17 protein-coding genes and 1 pseudogene are annotated in these 16,238 nt (G+C 35.4%); 3 read left to right on the forward strand and 15 right to left on the reverse strand.

Translation table 11 applies throughout. The features are described 5' to 3' along the window. Positions 1-243: 243 nt before the first annotated feature. The 6 genes from MUO15_RS09170 to MUO15_RS09190 all read right to left on the reverse strand — a co-directional run bounded on the left by MUO15_RS09170 (position 244) and on the right by MUO15_RS09190 (position 5,505). Entirely contained in the window at positions 244-1,782 is a 1,539-nt protein-coding gene (locus MUO15_RS09170) for a malate:quinone oxidoreductase (RefSeq protein ID WP_245035252.1), read from the reverse strand. Between the two features lie 354 nt (positions 1,783-2,136). Then, on the reverse strand, positions 2,137-2,325 hold the full coding sequence (locus tag MUO15_RS09175) for a hypothetical protein (protein WP_245035254.1): 189 nt from the start codon (positions 2,323-2,325) through the stop codon (positions 2,137-2,139). Between the two features lie 475 nt (positions 2,326-2,800). After that, positions 2,801-4,486: a hypothetical protein gene (locus tag MUO15_RS09180; protein ID WP_245035256.1), complete on the reverse strand. Its 1,686-nt coding sequence runs from the start codon at positions 4,484-4,486 to the stop codon at positions 2,801-2,803. Next, the gene (locus MUO15_RS22140) at positions 4,477-4,704 is read right to left on the reverse strand and encodes an ABC-three component system middle component 6 (RefSeq protein WP_396266330.1); all 228 of its coding nucleotides are present in this window, start codon (positions 4,702-4,704) and stop codon (positions 4,477-4,479) included. The genes MUO15_RS09180 and MUO15_RS22140 overlap by 10 nt, the downstream gene beginning before the upstream one ends. A gap of 1 nt (position 4,705) precedes the next feature. After that, positions 4,706-5,263: a hypothetical protein gene (locus MUO15_RS09185; RefSeq protein ID WP_245035258.1), complete on the reverse strand. Its 558-nt coding sequence runs from the start codon at positions 5,261-5,263 to the stop codon at positions 4,706-4,708. Next, positions 5,263-5,505, reverse strand: a complete 243-nt coding sequence (locus MUO15_RS09190; RefSeq protein WP_245035260.1) for a hypothetical protein — start codon at positions 5,503-5,505, stop codon at positions 5,263-5,265. Before MUO15_RS09190 ends, MUO15_RS09185 begins: the two co-directional genes overlap by 1 nt. A gap of 541 nt (positions 5,506-6,046) precedes the next feature. Between MUO15_RS09190 and MUO15_RS09195 the strand changes: the two genes are divergently transcribed. Next, positions 6,047-6,439: a (deoxy)nucleoside triphosphate pyrophosphohydrolase gene (locus MUO15_RS09195; protein WP_245035262.1), complete on the forward strand. Its 393-nt coding sequence runs from the start codon at positions 6,047-6,049 to the stop codon at positions 6,437-6,439. On the opposite strand, the gene MUO15_RS09200 is transcribed toward MUO15_RS09195, so the two are convergent. The 5 genes from MUO15_RS09200 to MUO15_RS22145 form a co-directional block, all read right to left on the reverse strand. Continuing rightward, entirely contained in the window at positions 6,440-7,252 is an 813-nt protein-coding gene (locus MUO15_RS09200) for an HNH endonuclease (protein ID WP_245035264.1), read from the reverse strand. It lies immediately after the preceding gene. 253 nt (positions 7,253-7,505) lie between these two features. Then, positions 7,506-7,796 carry a DinB/UmuC family translesion DNA polymerase gene (locus MUO15_RS21920; RefSeq protein ID WP_318036212.1) on the reverse strand — a complete coding sequence of 97 codons (291 nt, stop codon included), beginning with the start codon at positions 7,794-7,796 and terminating at the stop codon, positions 7,506-7,508. Between the two features lie 25 nt (positions 7,797-7,821). Further along, a complete protein-coding gene (locus MUO15_RS21925; RefSeq protein ID WP_318036225.1) occupies positions 7,822-8,049 on the reverse strand; it encodes a DNA polymerase thumb domain-containing protein in 228 nt (75 codons plus the stop codon). An 88-nt stretch (positions 8,050-8,137) separates the two neighbouring features. Beyond that, positions 8,138-9,487: an ISL3 family transposase gene (locus tag MUO15_RS09210; protein ID WP_245035267.1), complete on the reverse strand. Its 1,350-nt coding sequence runs from the start codon at positions 9,485-9,487 to the stop codon at positions 8,138-8,140. Beyond that, the gene (locus MUO15_RS22145; RefSeq protein WP_396266331.1) at positions 9,465-9,704 is read right to left on the reverse strand and encodes a transposase family protein; all 240 of its coding nucleotides are present in this window, start codon (positions 9,702-9,704) and stop codon (positions 9,465-9,467) included. The genes MUO15_RS09210 and MUO15_RS22145 overlap by 23 nt, the downstream gene beginning before the upstream one ends. A gap of 95 nt (positions 9,705-9,799) precedes the next feature. Here MUO15_RS22145 and MUO15_RS09215 point away from each other — a divergent pair, with 95 nt between their 5' ends. After that, positions 9,800-9,937 (forward strand): hypothetical protein, encoded by a 138-nt coding sequence (locus MUO15_RS09215; RefSeq protein ID WP_245035269.1) that lies wholly within the window; start codon positions 9,800-9,802, stop codon positions 9,935-9,937. Positions 9,938-10,478: 541 nt separating this feature from the next. On the opposite strand, the pseudogene MUO15_RS09220 reads toward MUO15_RS09215, so the two are convergent. Together MUO15_RS09220 and MUO15_RS09225 are read right to left on the reverse strand one after the other, a co-directional pair. After that, a pseudogene (locus MUO15_RS09220) lies at positions 10,479-10,681 on the reverse strand (aldo/keto reductase); the annotation flags it as partial. Positions 10,682-10,799: 118 nt separating this feature from the next. Next, positions 10,800-12,065 (reverse strand): hypothetical protein, encoded by a 1,266-nt coding sequence (locus MUO15_RS09225; RefSeq protein ID WP_245035271.1) that lies wholly within the window; start codon positions 12,063-12,065, stop codon positions 10,800-10,802. A gap of 132 nt (positions 12,066-12,197) precedes the next feature. Between MUO15_RS09225 and MUO15_RS09230 the strand changes: the two genes are divergently transcribed. Beyond that, positions 12,198-12,344 (forward strand): hypothetical protein, encoded by a 147-nt coding sequence (locus tag MUO15_RS09230; protein WP_245035273.1) that lies wholly within the window; start codon positions 12,198-12,200, stop codon positions 12,342-12,344. A 111-nt stretch (positions 12,345-12,455) separates the two neighbouring features. Here MUO15_RS09230 and MUO15_RS09235 read toward each other — a convergent pair whose 3' ends face one another. After that, positions 12,456-16,112 carry an AAA family ATPase gene (locus MUO15_RS09235; RefSeq protein ID WP_245035276.1) on the reverse strand — a complete coding sequence of 1,219 codons (3,657 nt, stop codon included), beginning with the start codon at positions 16,110-16,112 and terminating at the stop codon, positions 12,456-12,458. Further along, the gene (locus MUO15_RS21620) at positions 16,105-16,236 is read right to left on the reverse strand and encodes a hypothetical protein (RefSeq protein ID WP_256464173.1); all 132 of its coding nucleotides are present in this window, start codon (positions 16,234-16,236) and stop codon (positions 16,105-16,107) included. The genes MUO15_RS09235 and MUO15_RS21620 overlap by 8 nt, the downstream gene beginning before the upstream one ends. Positions 16,237-16,238: the final 2 nt, after the last annotated feature.

Here is a 16,238-nt window from a genome sequence, read left to right on the forward strand (position 1 = left end):
CCCCTTTCATCTTACAGTTAGGGGAATGAACCGCACCCATGAAAGCCCTATCATACTAGTATTAGTATAGCAGAAATAATAGGATTCACCATAATGTTTTAAGACTACATACTACCGCAATCCCTTCTCTTGGCTTGGAACCTTCTTCCCTTTATCCAATTAAGAATATATCCCTTGTTATGAATCTATATCATTAATCAAGGTAACTAGAAAAAAGAAAGCATAAATAGCCAAAACGGCTATTTATGCTTCTTGTAAGACACGAGTTTCCTGTTCCTGCTCAGGATTCGTTTTTTTTTGATCGTCTAAGTTGAGCGCTTGCGCTGTCGACGTATGAATTTCCTGGATAAGCTCTGGGTTTTCCACTAGCTTCTTGCCATAAGAAGGAATCATTTCTTTGATTTTCGGTTCCCATTCTTTGATATGCTGCGGAAAGCATTTTTCCATTAATTCAAGCATAACGGAAACGGCCGTAGAAGCACCTGGGGAAGCACCGAGCAAGGCCGCGATCGAGCCGTCAGCAGAATGAACAAGTTCCGTACCAAATTGAAGGGTTCCTTTGCCGCCGTCCTTCGTATCTTTGATTACTTGCACACGTTGACCGGCTGTGACTAAGTCCCAATCCTCGCTCTTGGCGTTTGGAATAAACTCACGTAACTGTTCCATGCGCTGTTCTTTGGATAAAATGACTTGTTCAATCAAGTATTTCGTCAACGAAGCGTTTTTTACGCCTGCCGAGATCATCGTTGCAAGATTATCCTTGCGTACGGATGTTATCAAATCAAGCAAAGAGCCCGTTTTTAAAAACTTCGGTGAAAAGCCGGCAAACGGTCCAAACAGCAGTGATGTTTTATTGTCGATAAAACGTGTATCCAAATGCGGCACAGACATTGGTGGAGCTCCCACCTTGGCTTTGCCGTACACTTTGGCATGATGCTGTTCGATCACTTCCTGATTATTACACACCATAAACTGTCCGCTTACCGGGAAACCTCCGATATGTTTGGATTCAGGAATACCAGTCTTTTGCAGCAAGTGGAGACTTCCACCGCCCCCGCCGATAAACACAAAATCAGACGTATGGGTTTCAAGTTTATTATTAGCGAGATCCTGGACCGTCACTTCCCATGCGCCATCGTCAGTCCGCTTGATGTCCTCAACACTATGCTTATAATTGACATCAAGGTCTGTACTTTCCAAGGTGTCAAACAACTTACGTGTTAACACTCCAAAGTTAACATCTGTTCCCGCATCGATTTTTGTAGCGGCTATCGCTTCATTCGAAGTCCGGCCACTCATGATCAGCGGAATCCATTCTTTCAATGTTTCCGGATCATCGGAAAATTCCATCGCTTTAAACAAAGGATTCTCCACCATCGTGTTAAAACGCTTTCTTAGAAACTTAACATTCTGCTCCCCTTGTACCAAACTCATATGAGGCAAAGGTTTAATGAACTCATGAGGATTACGAATCAGATTACCGTTTACAAGATAAGACCAAAATTGCTTTGAAACCTGAAATTGTTCATTCACTTTAGTAGCTTTAGACATGTCGATCGAACCGTCCGGCTGTTCTTTCGTATAGTTCAGCTCACACAGGGCAGCATGTCCCGTACCCGCATTATTCCATACGTTTGAACTTTCTTCTCCTCCACTTTCAAGCCTTTCAAACACGCGAATATTCCAGTCCGGCACTAGTTCTTTCAACAATGCTCCAAGCGTTGCACTCATAATTCCTGCACCAATTAAAATAACGTCTGTTTTACTCTGGCTGTTGCTCATTTGTCCCATCCTTATTCACTAAGATTTGTAAAAAGCAAAAGTATATAGGCGCTCCTACTTAGGCTTCACAATAATCCAGGGAGCAACCTAATTACGCATATCTTTTTTGACTCACTATACCCTAGTGTATCACTATTGATTGGAAAATTAAAATTATATATTTACCGTCATATATGGTTATAAGCTATTAAAAAGATGATGAGAAGTTCCACCATACAGCCCTAGGAAAGTCTGCGACTGAGAAATCTTATGTAAATTTGAAGAATACACTGGCTATTGAAGTACAAATTATAGTTCAGCTTCCTCTACCTATTACAAAGTTTCACCTAGCAAGAATCCTCCTTAATGGGATGGTTAAATATCATAATAACCATCGTTTATATCCTTAAGGAAAGGGAATAAGAAAGCTCTTAAACCTTTTTCCTTTATATATGGTATTTCTTCAGTGTAATATGTGAAATTTTTATTTTGTACACTATCTCTTATTTTAATCGCCCTATGACCGTCTTGTTCGAATTCTGAATGCATCAATTCATACCGCATTTAATCACCTCATTTTTCTCTTAATTATATACCAAACCCCTCCAGTTTTTTCACCTTCTATCTGAATTACATCACGCCGCCCATAAATTCGCTAAGATAAATAATGAAAAATAATGTCCAAATCAAATGTGATTATAAGTTAAGAATGGCATGTCTCCCTTATCATGATTAGAAGAGCATAATCAAAAGTGAGAAAAGGTATGCCAATGAGTATGTCATTCATCCCGCCACTTCTTCTGTAATAATTATTATCGGTATCTTGGACAACAAACCTAAAGCCTTAGGTTGTTCTATCTATCAAATGGAGCATAGTAAGCTCGAACCGAACCATCCGAAAACACTATAATATTAATATTTGCGGGGGCATTTGATATTTTTGACTATGTGTTGACTACGGAGTATTGATAGACTGATACAGTACTACTGTTTGAACCATATTGAACTAATCTGATAGAAGTTAGTTGGATAGTACAGTTTAATTTTTAAAAGGTCTATCATCTTCAGATAGCGTAACTACAACATGAGATTTTTCTAATAGCTTTTTATCTTGAACCTTTTCTTTTAGAACAGCTACAATATATTGACACTCTATAGAATTAACGATGTCAATAATTGCGTTTAGTGCTACCTTATCGATAGTCTCTATAACATCATGAACTATAAATTTTGGTACCTTTTTCTCCAAATCCTTCGCTAGTTGTTGATACGCTAAGTCAAATGCAGCAATAATGGATTTCCTTGTACCTGTACTTAATCCTCTTTTGACATGATCAATACCAAAAGGAAATCCATTTTCTGTTTTATAAAGCATAAAAGGCTCACCATTAGTCTTTTCACTATATTGGGAAAAATACTTATTAAAGATAGACAATGAATCCTCTTTAACTTCAGCTTCACCTTCAGTTTCCTCAAGTTCCTCAAATAGTTCAGATATTCGACTCTCTAAATGCTTATAAGTTGATCGAATATTTTTGTTGCTTCCCAGTTCTTCATTATATTCTGCTAATTTATTTTGCAAGGTGGTGTACTCATCTATTTTATTTTCTTCTATTAACATTATTACATTTTTATGATTTTCAAACAGTCTGCTTTTATTTTTTTCAAATGCACCAATTTTCTTATCTACCTTTTGTAGCTGAGAATTGAAATACCTTACTTTATTGTGCATAAGTTCATCATTGAACTTTACTAAGTCATCAAATTCTTTTCGCAAATCACCCATGGCTTTCAACGTTTCATTATATAAGTTCCTCAAGACTTCTTTATCAATGCCATTATTTTTTTCCTGCTCAGCATCAGCAATAATATCTTGAATCCTCTTCCTTTTAAATAAAAGTTCATCGATCCGATCATTATATTCAGCGTACTGAACCTTTATTTCAGATATCTTCTCTTCATTTTCTTTAAATTTTCTTGAATCCACAAGGATGTTCATTTGGGTATTTAATTCTTCAATAGTCGATTCTAAAAGAGTAACCTTTTGGTTAACACTATCTATAGATTTAAAATCATTAATAGACATAAAGTTTTTTATCTCTTTATTTTTTTCTGCAATTTCTTTTCTCAAGTTTAAAATATGGTTACTTAACTCTTGATCCTGTAATTCAAAAAGGTATGAATAAATATTCTCATAAGTTGCATCATTAGTTCTATCTAAGAATTTAAGAAATTTATTATTGTCAGATCGTTGGTCTATCCTAACAAACATATTAATCAGCTGTCGAAACGATGGGCTATTTGCCATATTAGAAAAGAAAATCAAATTAAGTTGTTGCCAGTAATCATTCTGGTTCATTTCTTTCCCATTAATATATCTTTTACCCCGAGGATAAAGATCGACCGAAAGAATATATTCATTTGAATCTTTCTTATCAAAAGAGTCTACTACCAGCAGTTCAACATTAACTCCATTATCAATAATGTAATTTTTCAACTTATCATTTGTTTGCTTAGTTTCATCATCATAATATATATACTTTCTGTGTTTCGCTCCCAAGCATATATCAATTAATTTTAAAACAGTCGTTTTTCCAACACTATTTCCCTTTTCCTGGTCTTTCCCAGCATCGACTATAAAATTCATTCCCTTGTAAAAAGGAATTTCCCTAATGATCTTATGAGCACGTTTGGTTTCTTTAATGGTTAAATGCTTTATAAACACTCTAGAAATCCCTCCTTACTAATGGAAATTTTTTCAATAAGAAAAAGGAAGTCTAATGAGAGCAAATAAATGGTGTATTCAAGCGAGTCATTATATTGCTCTTTTAATTCCTCATATAAACCCTCAACATTGTAATTTTGAACATTACTAATTTCCAATATACAAGCTGAGATGTAATACACGGTATCCTTAGGATTTGAGTCTCTGTCAATTATCATTTTATTTAACTACCTTAGGCACGGGCTTCAAAAGTTTACACTTAGTAAATGCATAGAACATTATCATATAAATGGCTGCATCGACTTCTTCATCTAATAATTCTGATCCACCAATTAATGCACTATAACAGATTTCTTCCTTGAGACGGTCAAATACTTTTTTAATTACGTAATCACCATCAAGTTTTTCTTTTCCTCTTACTTTTTCAACTTCTAGATAAACCGTGCGAATTTTTTTAATCATTATTGTCTTATTTAAATAATGTTGAATGACCTTAGAAACCTCATCATAACCATCTGAATAATTATCAAAAATTTCTATGTAAAGATCAACCTCGTTGTAATCAAACTTTTCCATCCAGTCAGAATTTTTCTGGATAGAATATTCCTCATCATAGTCAATCTCAAGCTCTGCTATTATCTTACAAACTTCAAAAATAGCAGAGCGTTTTAATATTTTGGGAGTATGGTTGTCAAAATAAATACTTGTCAAAGTATTATCATCACCAACAATTGAAGTTCCATTGTCACCACTTCTAGCGCTATGACTAAATGCCATTATTTTCCCCCGTTCGTATTATTTTTATCTCCTATTATACTTGTTCCATTGTCACCCGAAGTTGCTTTTTTACTTGAGAATAGCTCTTTTTTAGACGAATCAAATGTGATATTTAGCTCCTGTTTTAAATATCGTTCAATTTCTTTATTTTTAGAAGATACTTTCTTTGAAAATAGAATTGCACAAATAGACAATATTGAGGCTAAAATCCCTAGTATAGCATTTACAGTTACTATATCCATATGCTCACCTCTCACATTACAAGTTATTACCTATTTTATCACAATACAGATGAAGATTTATATTAATTTCCAGGTGAGTGTTTCAATTAAGAATGAATAAAAGTATCTTACCTAGCCATGTGATAAATACTTGACTCATTGGTTATTTATTTGGAAAAATTTATTCACTGATAAAGGAAAAGGTGTACCAGAAGGCACACGCTATAAGTATGGAGTGGGGACTACCCTTTCTTTCAAAAGAACTGTATTTTCTAAAAACCGCTTGTCTTAAAGTCAGGAGAGATATTCGACTATTTCGCTATTAGGAATAGTGATAAAGATAGTTTTAATATAGGTGATTTGGGCAGCTTAGAAGGCTTTGAAAATGATACAATCAAATATGGAGGATAAAAGACCAATAAAAGCCTCTCCCATCAAATATCCCCAGTACTAAACCCTGTCTATGACTAGTTTGGATTCATTTGCTGGGAAAAGGGATGTATTAGAAAACAAATTTATTTAAATAAGAATACTTTATATAAGAAAAAAGAGGGGTTATTGTATGAAAAGAATTATTAGTGTGGTGGGCGCAGTCATTGAACAAGAGGATAATATTCTATGTGCACTTCGAAGCCCATCTATGTCACTTCCTTTGCATTGGGAATTTCCTGGTGGAAAAATCCAAGAGGGAGAAAAACCTGAAGAGGCACTTGTAAGGGAAATTAATGAGGAGTTAGGATGTACAATTGAAGTGAAACGAAAAATTGTAGAGACAAACGAAGATAATGATAATACAACAATAAACTTGAGTACATTTTTCTCAGAAATTAAAACGGGTACCCCCTTGGCTTTTGAACATGATAAGATCCAATGGATCCATAAACGAGAACTAAATTCATTAAAGTGGGCACCCGCAGATATTCCTACTGTCGAGTTTATTACAAAATACATGTAATTAATTGGTGTTTAGTTGCTTCTCTTTCTCATTAATCTTTTCAATTAGTTCATCGTTATAAGAGTCAGCATCATTTGAATGGTGACAACGCCTATGGCAATTAGCACAAATTGCTGCTACCCATTCCGGATGATCCGGGCCACCATCAGATAATTTTTTTAGATGGTGTACTTCTAAATAAGGGTCTCCATTTCCCATCACAAAGGGAGCATTTATCTTACAAGCCTCACATATTCCGTTTGCCCGTTTTAACGCATATTTCTTTATTGCTTTGCTTCTTTTTATAGCTTTTGTTACTCGTTGGATGGTAGTAGTTTCTTCGTTTGATGATGCTAATGCTTCGTTTCGTAAATCCTCAAGAGTAGATTCCTTAGGTTCAGGTTCCTCTAAGTACTCTCCCGGATTATGTGAGAGTTCTGATGGCATGAGCTCAAATACTATAGATTGGCGCATATAGCCTTCACGATCCCGTACTTGTTTATAATGGTGGCCTATGTAATACAACTCACATACAAACTCTATGTAACCTTGTTTTACATATTTAAATAACATGATACTTTTTCCATTATTAATATGATCCCGAATGGCTTTGTTACCTTTAATAAACTGCATGTCACCTACCTGGCCTTCACCAGTGTAATAAAACACGCCATTACTTTGCCAACCATCATCATATCCAAATTCTTCTCCTGAATCACTCGTGAATATCATAACTAACGGAGAGTTTTTCGGGGTACTAATACCGCCTTGTTGCTGCCCACCAAATTTATTATGAATATCTCTTCTTCGATAAATTTCTTTTGGTTTGAACAAATTTCATCCTCCTGTTCTAATTATTGTACTGGTTGTGAATAAATTAGGCATAATGCCCACCGATCTTCTTACTCCGATCAATGTTAATCCCGCCTGAGGTATAACTACTTGCACGTAAAACTGCCGTGGAACCATATTTCTCCCGAATTGAATCCATTACTTCTGATAAATCCTTTTTCTTAGGTTGATTATCAAATAAGCTTAGTTGAACGTCACTTTCCTCACACAAATTGGTTAGAGCAACAGAGGCCCTTCAAATTTTACTTACTCCATCATAAAATCGATGGAATAATTTTAAACAAATATCATACATATCCATGGTCAAATTTGTAGGGTTTTGAATAGACATAGACCTACTAAAACCTCCTCCCACTTCTCTTGAATATCCTATTCCAAGATGAATGGTCCTACCCTCTTTATCGTCCATTCTTGCTCGACGACAAGCTTCTTCAAATAAATCCAATAAACATGCGTAAATTTCCTCTTTACTATAATCCCTTAGTAAAGTTATGCCATGACCATAAGACTTCTGTTCAGTTTTCACGAAGTTCCCATAGACTGGACTTAAATCAATGCCCCCATGCATGCCAATACAGTTGCTCCCCCATTATTCCAAAGTTCTTTTTTAAATATTTTAGTGGGTGCTTAGCTAAGTGACCTAGTGTAAGGACTCCCATTCGATTAAGGTTGCGAGTCATTCTAGATCCGATCCCCCATATGTCATGAATATCACATGGCCAAAGTTTTTCAGCTACATCTTCATATCTGCATTCCGCAATTCCGTCATCTGTGTAGATGGCATTTTAAAAATGGCTCTCCCTCAGTTTTGGTGAAAAGTCACGACTTATCCTTATGAAAATTACTTTGTTTTTTTAAATAGGTAGCTTACAAAGCTTGATAGAGAACTCTTTTTTTAATCAAATCAAAATTTGCTCTGCCATACATCAATCGTTTAATGGTTTTTAAACGATTGATTTGGCCCTCCAGTACACCATTGTTCCATTCATAACTTAAAGCATTTTGGATGGCCTCATAATCTGTCCGGATTCTTTTTGCGAAGCGTTTCATCTCTATGAAAGGGCTTTGTTCTGCTTTGGATAACCAGACAGGAAGATAATCGGACATCCTATGTTGGATCATCACTTGAAACGTTTGAATTTGCTCGTATAGCTGTTGGAGTTCCGGATGTTTACGACATAAATCATTTAGAAAGAGCCATTTGGTTCGCTTCTTTACTTCCTGATAGGGTTTCCAAAGCCATTGATGCAGTCTCTTTCTAGAGAGATAGAGCTTATTTGAATGACCTTTTCTCTTTTGTTTTCGAATGTCTGCTATATAGTGGGAGACAAGTGAAAAAGAACCTTTGTAACCTTTAGAAACAAGGTCTTCATAGACTTCCTTTGCTGTCACGCCTGGCTGGACAGAAGCTTGAATCCTAGATCGATAAGGATCCAACATACTCTGACGCTTACGTTTTCCTTGCATTGGTGGCTCTATTGTATGCATATATTTTTTGGCTGTTCGCGAGTCAATTCTTAATAATTCCGCGACCGATGTGTAGGAAAATCCCTGGTTACCTAATGCTTTTACTTGATCCATCAACTGTTCTTTTTGCGTTCCTCTCTCCGTTTGGAACGAGTGAGATTGGTGTTCTTGGTTAGGTTGGGAGTCAGCTTTGGGGATCGGGATTCGGGAATCAACGATTTGAGGAAGAATGCGCTCGATTCTTTCGTTAAAATTATGAACTAGATGCCAGCGATCCGTCACTTGTATAATGTTATGATTTGACTCCTGGATAGCTTGTTTGAATTTGAGAGAACCATCTCGACTTACAACTTTGATGTTTTTATGTTCCTCCAACCACTGCCTGACGGCATCAGCACTAAATTCTTCTAACAATGCAATTGGGCGTCGGGTCTGAAGGTCACAGATGAGCACACCATATCGATGACGCTTGAGGTAGGCCCATTCATCTATTCCAACTGCATCAGATGGAGAAGAAGGGTGCAATGGTGTTTTTCGTATCAACCGAAGAAGCGTATCCGCACTGACAGGGACGTCTATCTGTTTAGACAATCGGCTCCCTTGCTCGGCACTTGTAGAAAATGCCATAGACCGTAAGGTCTTGTCCATCCGGGAAGTTCTACGAGCGTAAGGTTCTAAAAGACCTATATCCCGTTCCGTGAAAATATGCTGTTCACAGGAAGCTGTATCACAAAAAAAATTTCCGTACAATGATTTGGAGTTCTACCTTGTAGTTAATAAAAGGTAGGTCTTTAACAGTCCGGCAGTAACGGCTATGTTTACGGGAGGACACTTTGCCGCAATTTGGGCAGTGAGAACTGGTCTTTTTAGACTGTAAAATATAATGTAACTTTCTCTCTTCTTTATCCTGATTTACATCAAGCAAATCCAACGAATCTTCTTCATAGAAATGTTGGAAAGTCAGCATAAAAACTCTCCTTTAACCTTGATGAAATGTTATAAAAGAAATTTCCCGATTATAAATTCACCAAAACTGAGTCAAAACTGAGGGAGAGCCATTTCTTGATTGCCAAATACAGTGACATGGATGAAGAGTTAATGGAGGTATTTTTAGATATGTGTGGTTATGCGGGTGTTCTACAAAGCAGGATTGAACGATTGGAAGCGCAATTATTCGAGAAAAAGAATATAACTCATTAACTTACCAACTACTGCATATAAAATAGTCCTTGCTATTTTCAGCAAGGACCTCGTTTTGAAAAATGACGTTAACTATATCGCTATAGATTTGAGGCAATGTAGAAAATGCCGCCCATTCACTGTATTAACTAATTAATAAAAGATAAGCTGTAAAAACCCCTATATAATCGGTTTTCCAACTTTACGACATTAGTATGAGATTAAATAAGATATCAGTATTAACAAAGCAAATCCAGTCAATATCCAGTCGGAAGTAACACAAATCATTCCCAAAACAACCTACAGCTTAGAAAGCTGTTGGCGTATATGTGGGTAAGCTTTATGAGGATGGTTTTAACACCAATAAATTAGTGTTTTCAGGGATTAAGACTGATTGATACAAATAGAAATAAGTAAAAAATAATCGCGAGAAATCAACGTTCTAAATAAACGGATTTCATGCGATTATATTCTCAAAATTTATAACAGAATCACTCTTATAAACCTAATTTAGTATCGCCAGCATCTTAATCATATCTGGGTCAGCATGTGAGAAGAACTAGCTTTCTCCAATATTTAAGGTCTCGATAGCTGCTTTTCATCCGTTAAGCTAAAGTCAAAGACATCAATACTTTCTGCCATACGTTCTGGATTTGTCGTTTTTGCTAAGACTACAACCTCTTGCCCCACTCGCCACCGTAAAATGACTTGTGCAACTGACTTATTATATTTTTTACCTATTTCACTAAGAATTTCATTCTGAAAGCATTTTTCTGTAATACACTGTGACCATCGATCACATACCTACTTGGGTTGAATAACGGTCGCACATAACATTGTGTAGTTGTGTTTACCTAATTGTTTTATAACTTATCCATCAATCTCAAATTGGAACAAATACTCGTTGTTTGTTATTTTTGGAAGGAACATACAAAATTTTCGCTTCTTTATATGGTAGTTCAACGACTTTATCGATAATTTTATCAATTCCATCGCTCTCCTTGTTTTGTTTCATACCTTTTTTTACTGTTCTTAAGTTATTGTTTTCTAACACAACTTTTTCTTTTACTTTATTAACGTCGCTTTTAGATTTAACAGCAACAATCGTGTTAATTCCAAATTCAGCTAGAATGCCCCAACCATTATGAATATGAACGTCAGTTAACTTCTCTAATGATTTTTCATATTTTTTCTTTTTATCAACCAATTCGTTACTACTCCGCTGCTGTAGCATTGAATAGACCTTCTCAACTTCTAAGTCAATATTATGATAAAAACTTTTAGTATAATTTTGTTTTAATTGCCTTGTTAGTCCAACAATATTTTCTATTTGTCCACCAATCTTCATTCTTGTTCCAATCTCAATTAGTTCTGCAAACAAAGATAGTTTGCTAGCCTCAAATGCAATCGTCATTGTAAAATTAATATCCCTAAGTTTCTCTTCCTCAACTTTTGAATTAATCTCCAAGTTTAATTTACTTTCATCTCTTTTCAATCGATAAGTGTATTCTTCATGAATTTCATCTGCATTTGTTTTATAATTCCTGATAGCAAATAAATCAGTTGTATCAACAAATTCTCTATTTGCAATTTCAGATAAACCTTTTCTAGCTGCAATCAAACGCCCAATGTTTGTATCATGATGAAAATTTAGAAGTTTTTCTAACTTCGCATCCATACCTTTAATTTGAGCATTAATTTCATGCAAATAATATGTCCCTGAAACAGCTGACATTACTTGCATTCCTGCTGAAAGTATAATCGCTGGATTCACTGAAGCACTTAAACCAACATCAGCAAAACCAGCGTGCTCGACTAAACTTCCCGACGCATCTCGCACCATAGTTGATGTGGTTCCATTTGCAAATTTTGACATATTGGCAGGGTTTGAAGTTGCAGTAAACAAGCCATTAGGTGCTTGCTTTGCAATTTGAGCTAAAGTCATTCCTTGATTCGCAACTTGCAAAGCCGTCTGTGAAACGTTACCCATCATCAATGACAAGTCAGATACAAAAATCTCTTTGTATTTTTTATCAGCTTCCAATTTATCATCAGTTACTTTTTCCAAAGAAAGCTCACCGCCAATAAGGTTAGAGACAACAATTTCATTGATTTCATTTGAGTTATTTAACATTTCATCCTCAGACATTTAAAATATCTCCTTTGTCTTTTCTTTAGCTAAATTATACACGGAAAAAAACGGATATTTTATAAAAAATGCTAATAAGCGATACTTTTGCGGTTAAACACCACTAAATTCTTAAGTATGGAGGTGGTCCGGGTGATTCTATATAGAGTAAGAAGTAAAACTTCTTTTAAATGGAAGCAACAGAACAGCCCTCCTGCTTTAAATACCGCGCACATTAAAAAGGAATTAGTTACCTTTTCTTCTAATGAATTGCAAGAAACACTCGATGTGGATATGTGACCAAACAAAAACGGGGGACTGTGCTACCACCTACTGATACAGAAGCACTGCTCTTCTAGTTACGCTTGCTGTTCCCTTGAATAAATCATCCCTTTAAACCAGCAAATTAATTTATTTTCCATTAATCCAAGAAGTAATTTTGTTTTCTATTTCTAATGCATCTAGGCTACCATCAAGTCCATCTTTAGTAATTATCAAATTACCCTCTTTTTCGGAAATACCTACCTTCTCATAGTTGTTTCGTTTTTCTTCCCAATCCCTTTTATAAGAAGCAACACTCAACATACCAAGATGTTCTATATAAGCAATACGTCCTTGATGACGTATTGTGAAGTCCGGCATATAAGTTTTCCCCTTAACCCTTAGAGATTCTTCATAGGTATATTCGATACCTAATTGATTTAAAATGTTAGCTACAATCACTTCCGATTTAGATCTAACCAGTTCCCCACCAACTGTTTTATGAATTAGATTATTTTCGAAAAAACGTTTTTGATTATTAATTTCGATTTCTTTGATATTGGGAACCTCAAATAGATCTGTATAACGTTGCTTTGTATCTGAGTACCAATCACTGGAATACTGAACCAACTCTTGAACACTTAAATCACTTAATATAATGAGTTGTTCTTTTTGACGTGAAAAAGCTGTATACAATAATTCTTTTGTTAAAAAAGAAATACGCCCATTGATAACAACAATCGTTTTACCAAAGCTAGATCCTTGGGCTTTATGAACAGTCAAAGCATATGCAAGTTCTAACTTTGTATCATTGTTTTCTCCGCCAAAATCTGACTTCGTATATGAAAAAACTTTACCTTCAAAAGAACCAAAGTGGAACTTGTAATATTTTTTATTTTTATCGTTTTTTCCATACTGTTCAGGAAAACTAGACATTAATCCAATTTCTCCATTTGCGATATACTCACTGCCCTCAGAACCATCCCAATATTTACGTTCTCCATTTGTATTTGATATAACCTTATCACCGTAGACAATATTTTGAACTGATTGTGGATTCTTCTTAGACCATTGATTTTTATTCCAGTTTTCCACAATAGCTTGGCGATACTTCTGATGAATTTGGTTATTTAAATAATAACTTCCTGATCCTACGAATTTTGTAGGCGATAGTATTTGCCAATCTTCAATAAACCTACTCGTTTTATAATTAGTATATTTCCCGTTCTTCTCTGCGCCTAAGCTTTTATTAAATCCATCAACATCATCGTCATCATTCATCTCTAGTGTTTCAACTAACTGAGAAAGTAATGATTCTTCAAGCTCATCAGTACAATCGTATTGTATGTACTTGAGTCTATCATTCATTTGCTTATTTTGTATTTTATAGACTATATCCTTATTCATTTGATCTGCATTGGAAAATAGTTGAGCAAATGATAAATCATAGCCTCCTGTACCTTGTCTCATTTCCGTTTGTAATTCCGCCACATTGTTTGGATAATTATGTTCAAGATAATTTATCAAATCTACAAAAGGACGTCCCGCTCCAATTGGAGGTAACTGATTAGGATCTCCAATAAATATAATCCTGTGTGCATGAGACTCAACTAATTTTAAGATGCCAGCGAACATATCTTCCGTTAACATTGAACTTTCATCAATGATTACAGTTTGTGCCACACTAGTACTTGGCTTTTCTGGCATTCTATAAGACATTCTATCCCAGCTGAATCCACCAGAACGAGTTAAGAACTGTGCAACAGTTATAAACTCTGCATGTACTTCGCTTTTCTTAAATGAATTTTCAAGTTGGACCCTTGCTTTCCCAGTAGGAGTCAATGCTAAGACCCCACCTGATCTTATCTCTTCAGATGAGGCAAGAATGCCTAAAGCTGATGTTTTACCAGTTCCTGCCCTTCCAATTAGAACAGACAATTTTGAAGATTCTAATGCTACCAAAGCATTTGCTTTTTCCTCACGAGCTTTTTGGTCATTTTCTTCATTTCCTTTTTGAAGTAGACCAAACTGCTCATCAATAACTTCTCTCCAATTTTGAGAGTTAGGTAACTTAATGCTAAGGCGGCTCTTTATAGTCTCTAGAACCAGTTCTTTATACTCCTGATATTCTAATAATTTTATATAATTATTTGTTTCATCGACATATAAGTCGCCTTCTTGTAAATATTCTACAACTCCATGAATTTTTTCCACAGAGAAGTCAGTTTCGTAGTCTAGCGGCAATTTATTAATCAAATCGACAACTTTATCATAACTTAAAAATGTATGTCCCCTGTCCGCAGCTTGCGAAAGAACAAAAATCACCATCGCCCGGAAACGCCTTTTATCTCCCTTAGTACGCATCTTTGACGGTCTCTTTAAAGGATGATTATTTATAACCAATTTATTTGTAAACAACGCATTGTCAATTTGAGATATATTAATCTTCCCTTCCTCTTTCTCTTTGCGAGATAGTTCATATAATCGGTAAGGGTTCTCAATAACTTCATTAGGTTGATTCTTGTACTTTTCCCAAGCAAATAACGCTTGATCCACTGATAAATTGATGCGTGCTAACAAGTCAAAATATCTTATTTTATTTGCATCTTTTAGAAGACCGTTAAACTCATCTTCCTTTTCAGCGAGACTATCATCAAGTTTTTCATCACCTATTTCTTTATCTCCTGAAAAATAGTCCCCTAATTCAGTAATCAAATCTCTATTATCAGTATCAATATACGTTGAAATATCAAATCCATATTTAACACCAAAAGCTGATAACATTGCTCCAAGCCCGGGATAGATTCCACGTTGATTCCAAACATTCTCTAGCTGTTTTTCTACATAATTAAGTTGAGTATTCACCCAACTACGGTTAGCAGTTTTCAAATGTAAATCAGCGATGTTTTTCAAAGCAATTTTTGTTTGATTTAACACATCAATTGTTGCGTCGAAACTAACCCACTCGGCTGCATAAGAGAACTCGTCACGAAATCCCGTGGGTTCAAATATAGTAACTGTACTTACATCAAAATCCGGATTTAATTTTGCATATTGTTCAATTTCAAGGTAAGGCATTAAGAAACCTTGGTCCCCACCTTCACGAATAGAATGCGCTGCATTTGTTTCCCAAATATAATTTTTTTCATCGCGTGTACCATCAGTGTCATATTCTTGTATATTGATCGGAGAAATGATATTTCCAATTCCTGCAATCACCCTGCGGTTAGCTTCAATGAAAGGAACTTGCTTGTAATAAGGAAATATAATAGACTCATATGATTTAACATCCGAGAAAAAATAATCAAAAATCCCTTTTTGAGAATCCCCGTGCGAAACCCATGCACTATTCCAAGTAAGCATTTGCTCAGTTTTATCCAAATCAAAATGAAAATTATAATACTTAGCCTTCTTCTTGGCATTATCTTTCAACGTCCATGAAAATGGACGCAATAAAAAAGAATAAGGCTGAAGTTCAAATACTGTTTCTTCAAAATGATTAAATTTTTCATTACCTTTTTTATACGGGTGGTTTAACTTTAAAGGAATCTTCGTTTCACTCATAAAAGCCGCATTTTCAGTAATCCAATGTTGCATTTCTAAGGGACCTGCTACAAGATAATCCATACCCTTATAGTTATCCTCAAATTCCAAATCCCTTAATGAAGCAATATTAGGAATCACCTGACTAGCAACATTGTTTTTGGGGTTATCATCAACTTTTCCCGTAAAACCATTATCCTTCCAAGGTATTCTCGTTGAGAAATGTTGTACGTATTTTGCTCTTTTGGGTTTTTGATTAGTCATTTGAGCCAGTCCCTTCATACAACATCGCTTTTGTTTTAAGACTCACAAACACATTTGAAATGATTCTCTGTTTTGCATCTGACACCTTAGGCAGGTCTTCTCTCCAGGATTTTTTGTTACGCATTA

It is taken from the genome of Halobacillus amylolyticus (assembly GCF_022921115.1).
GTDB lineage: Bacteria > Bacillota > Bacilli > Bacillales > Halobacillaceae > Halobacillus_A > Halobacillus_A amylolyticus.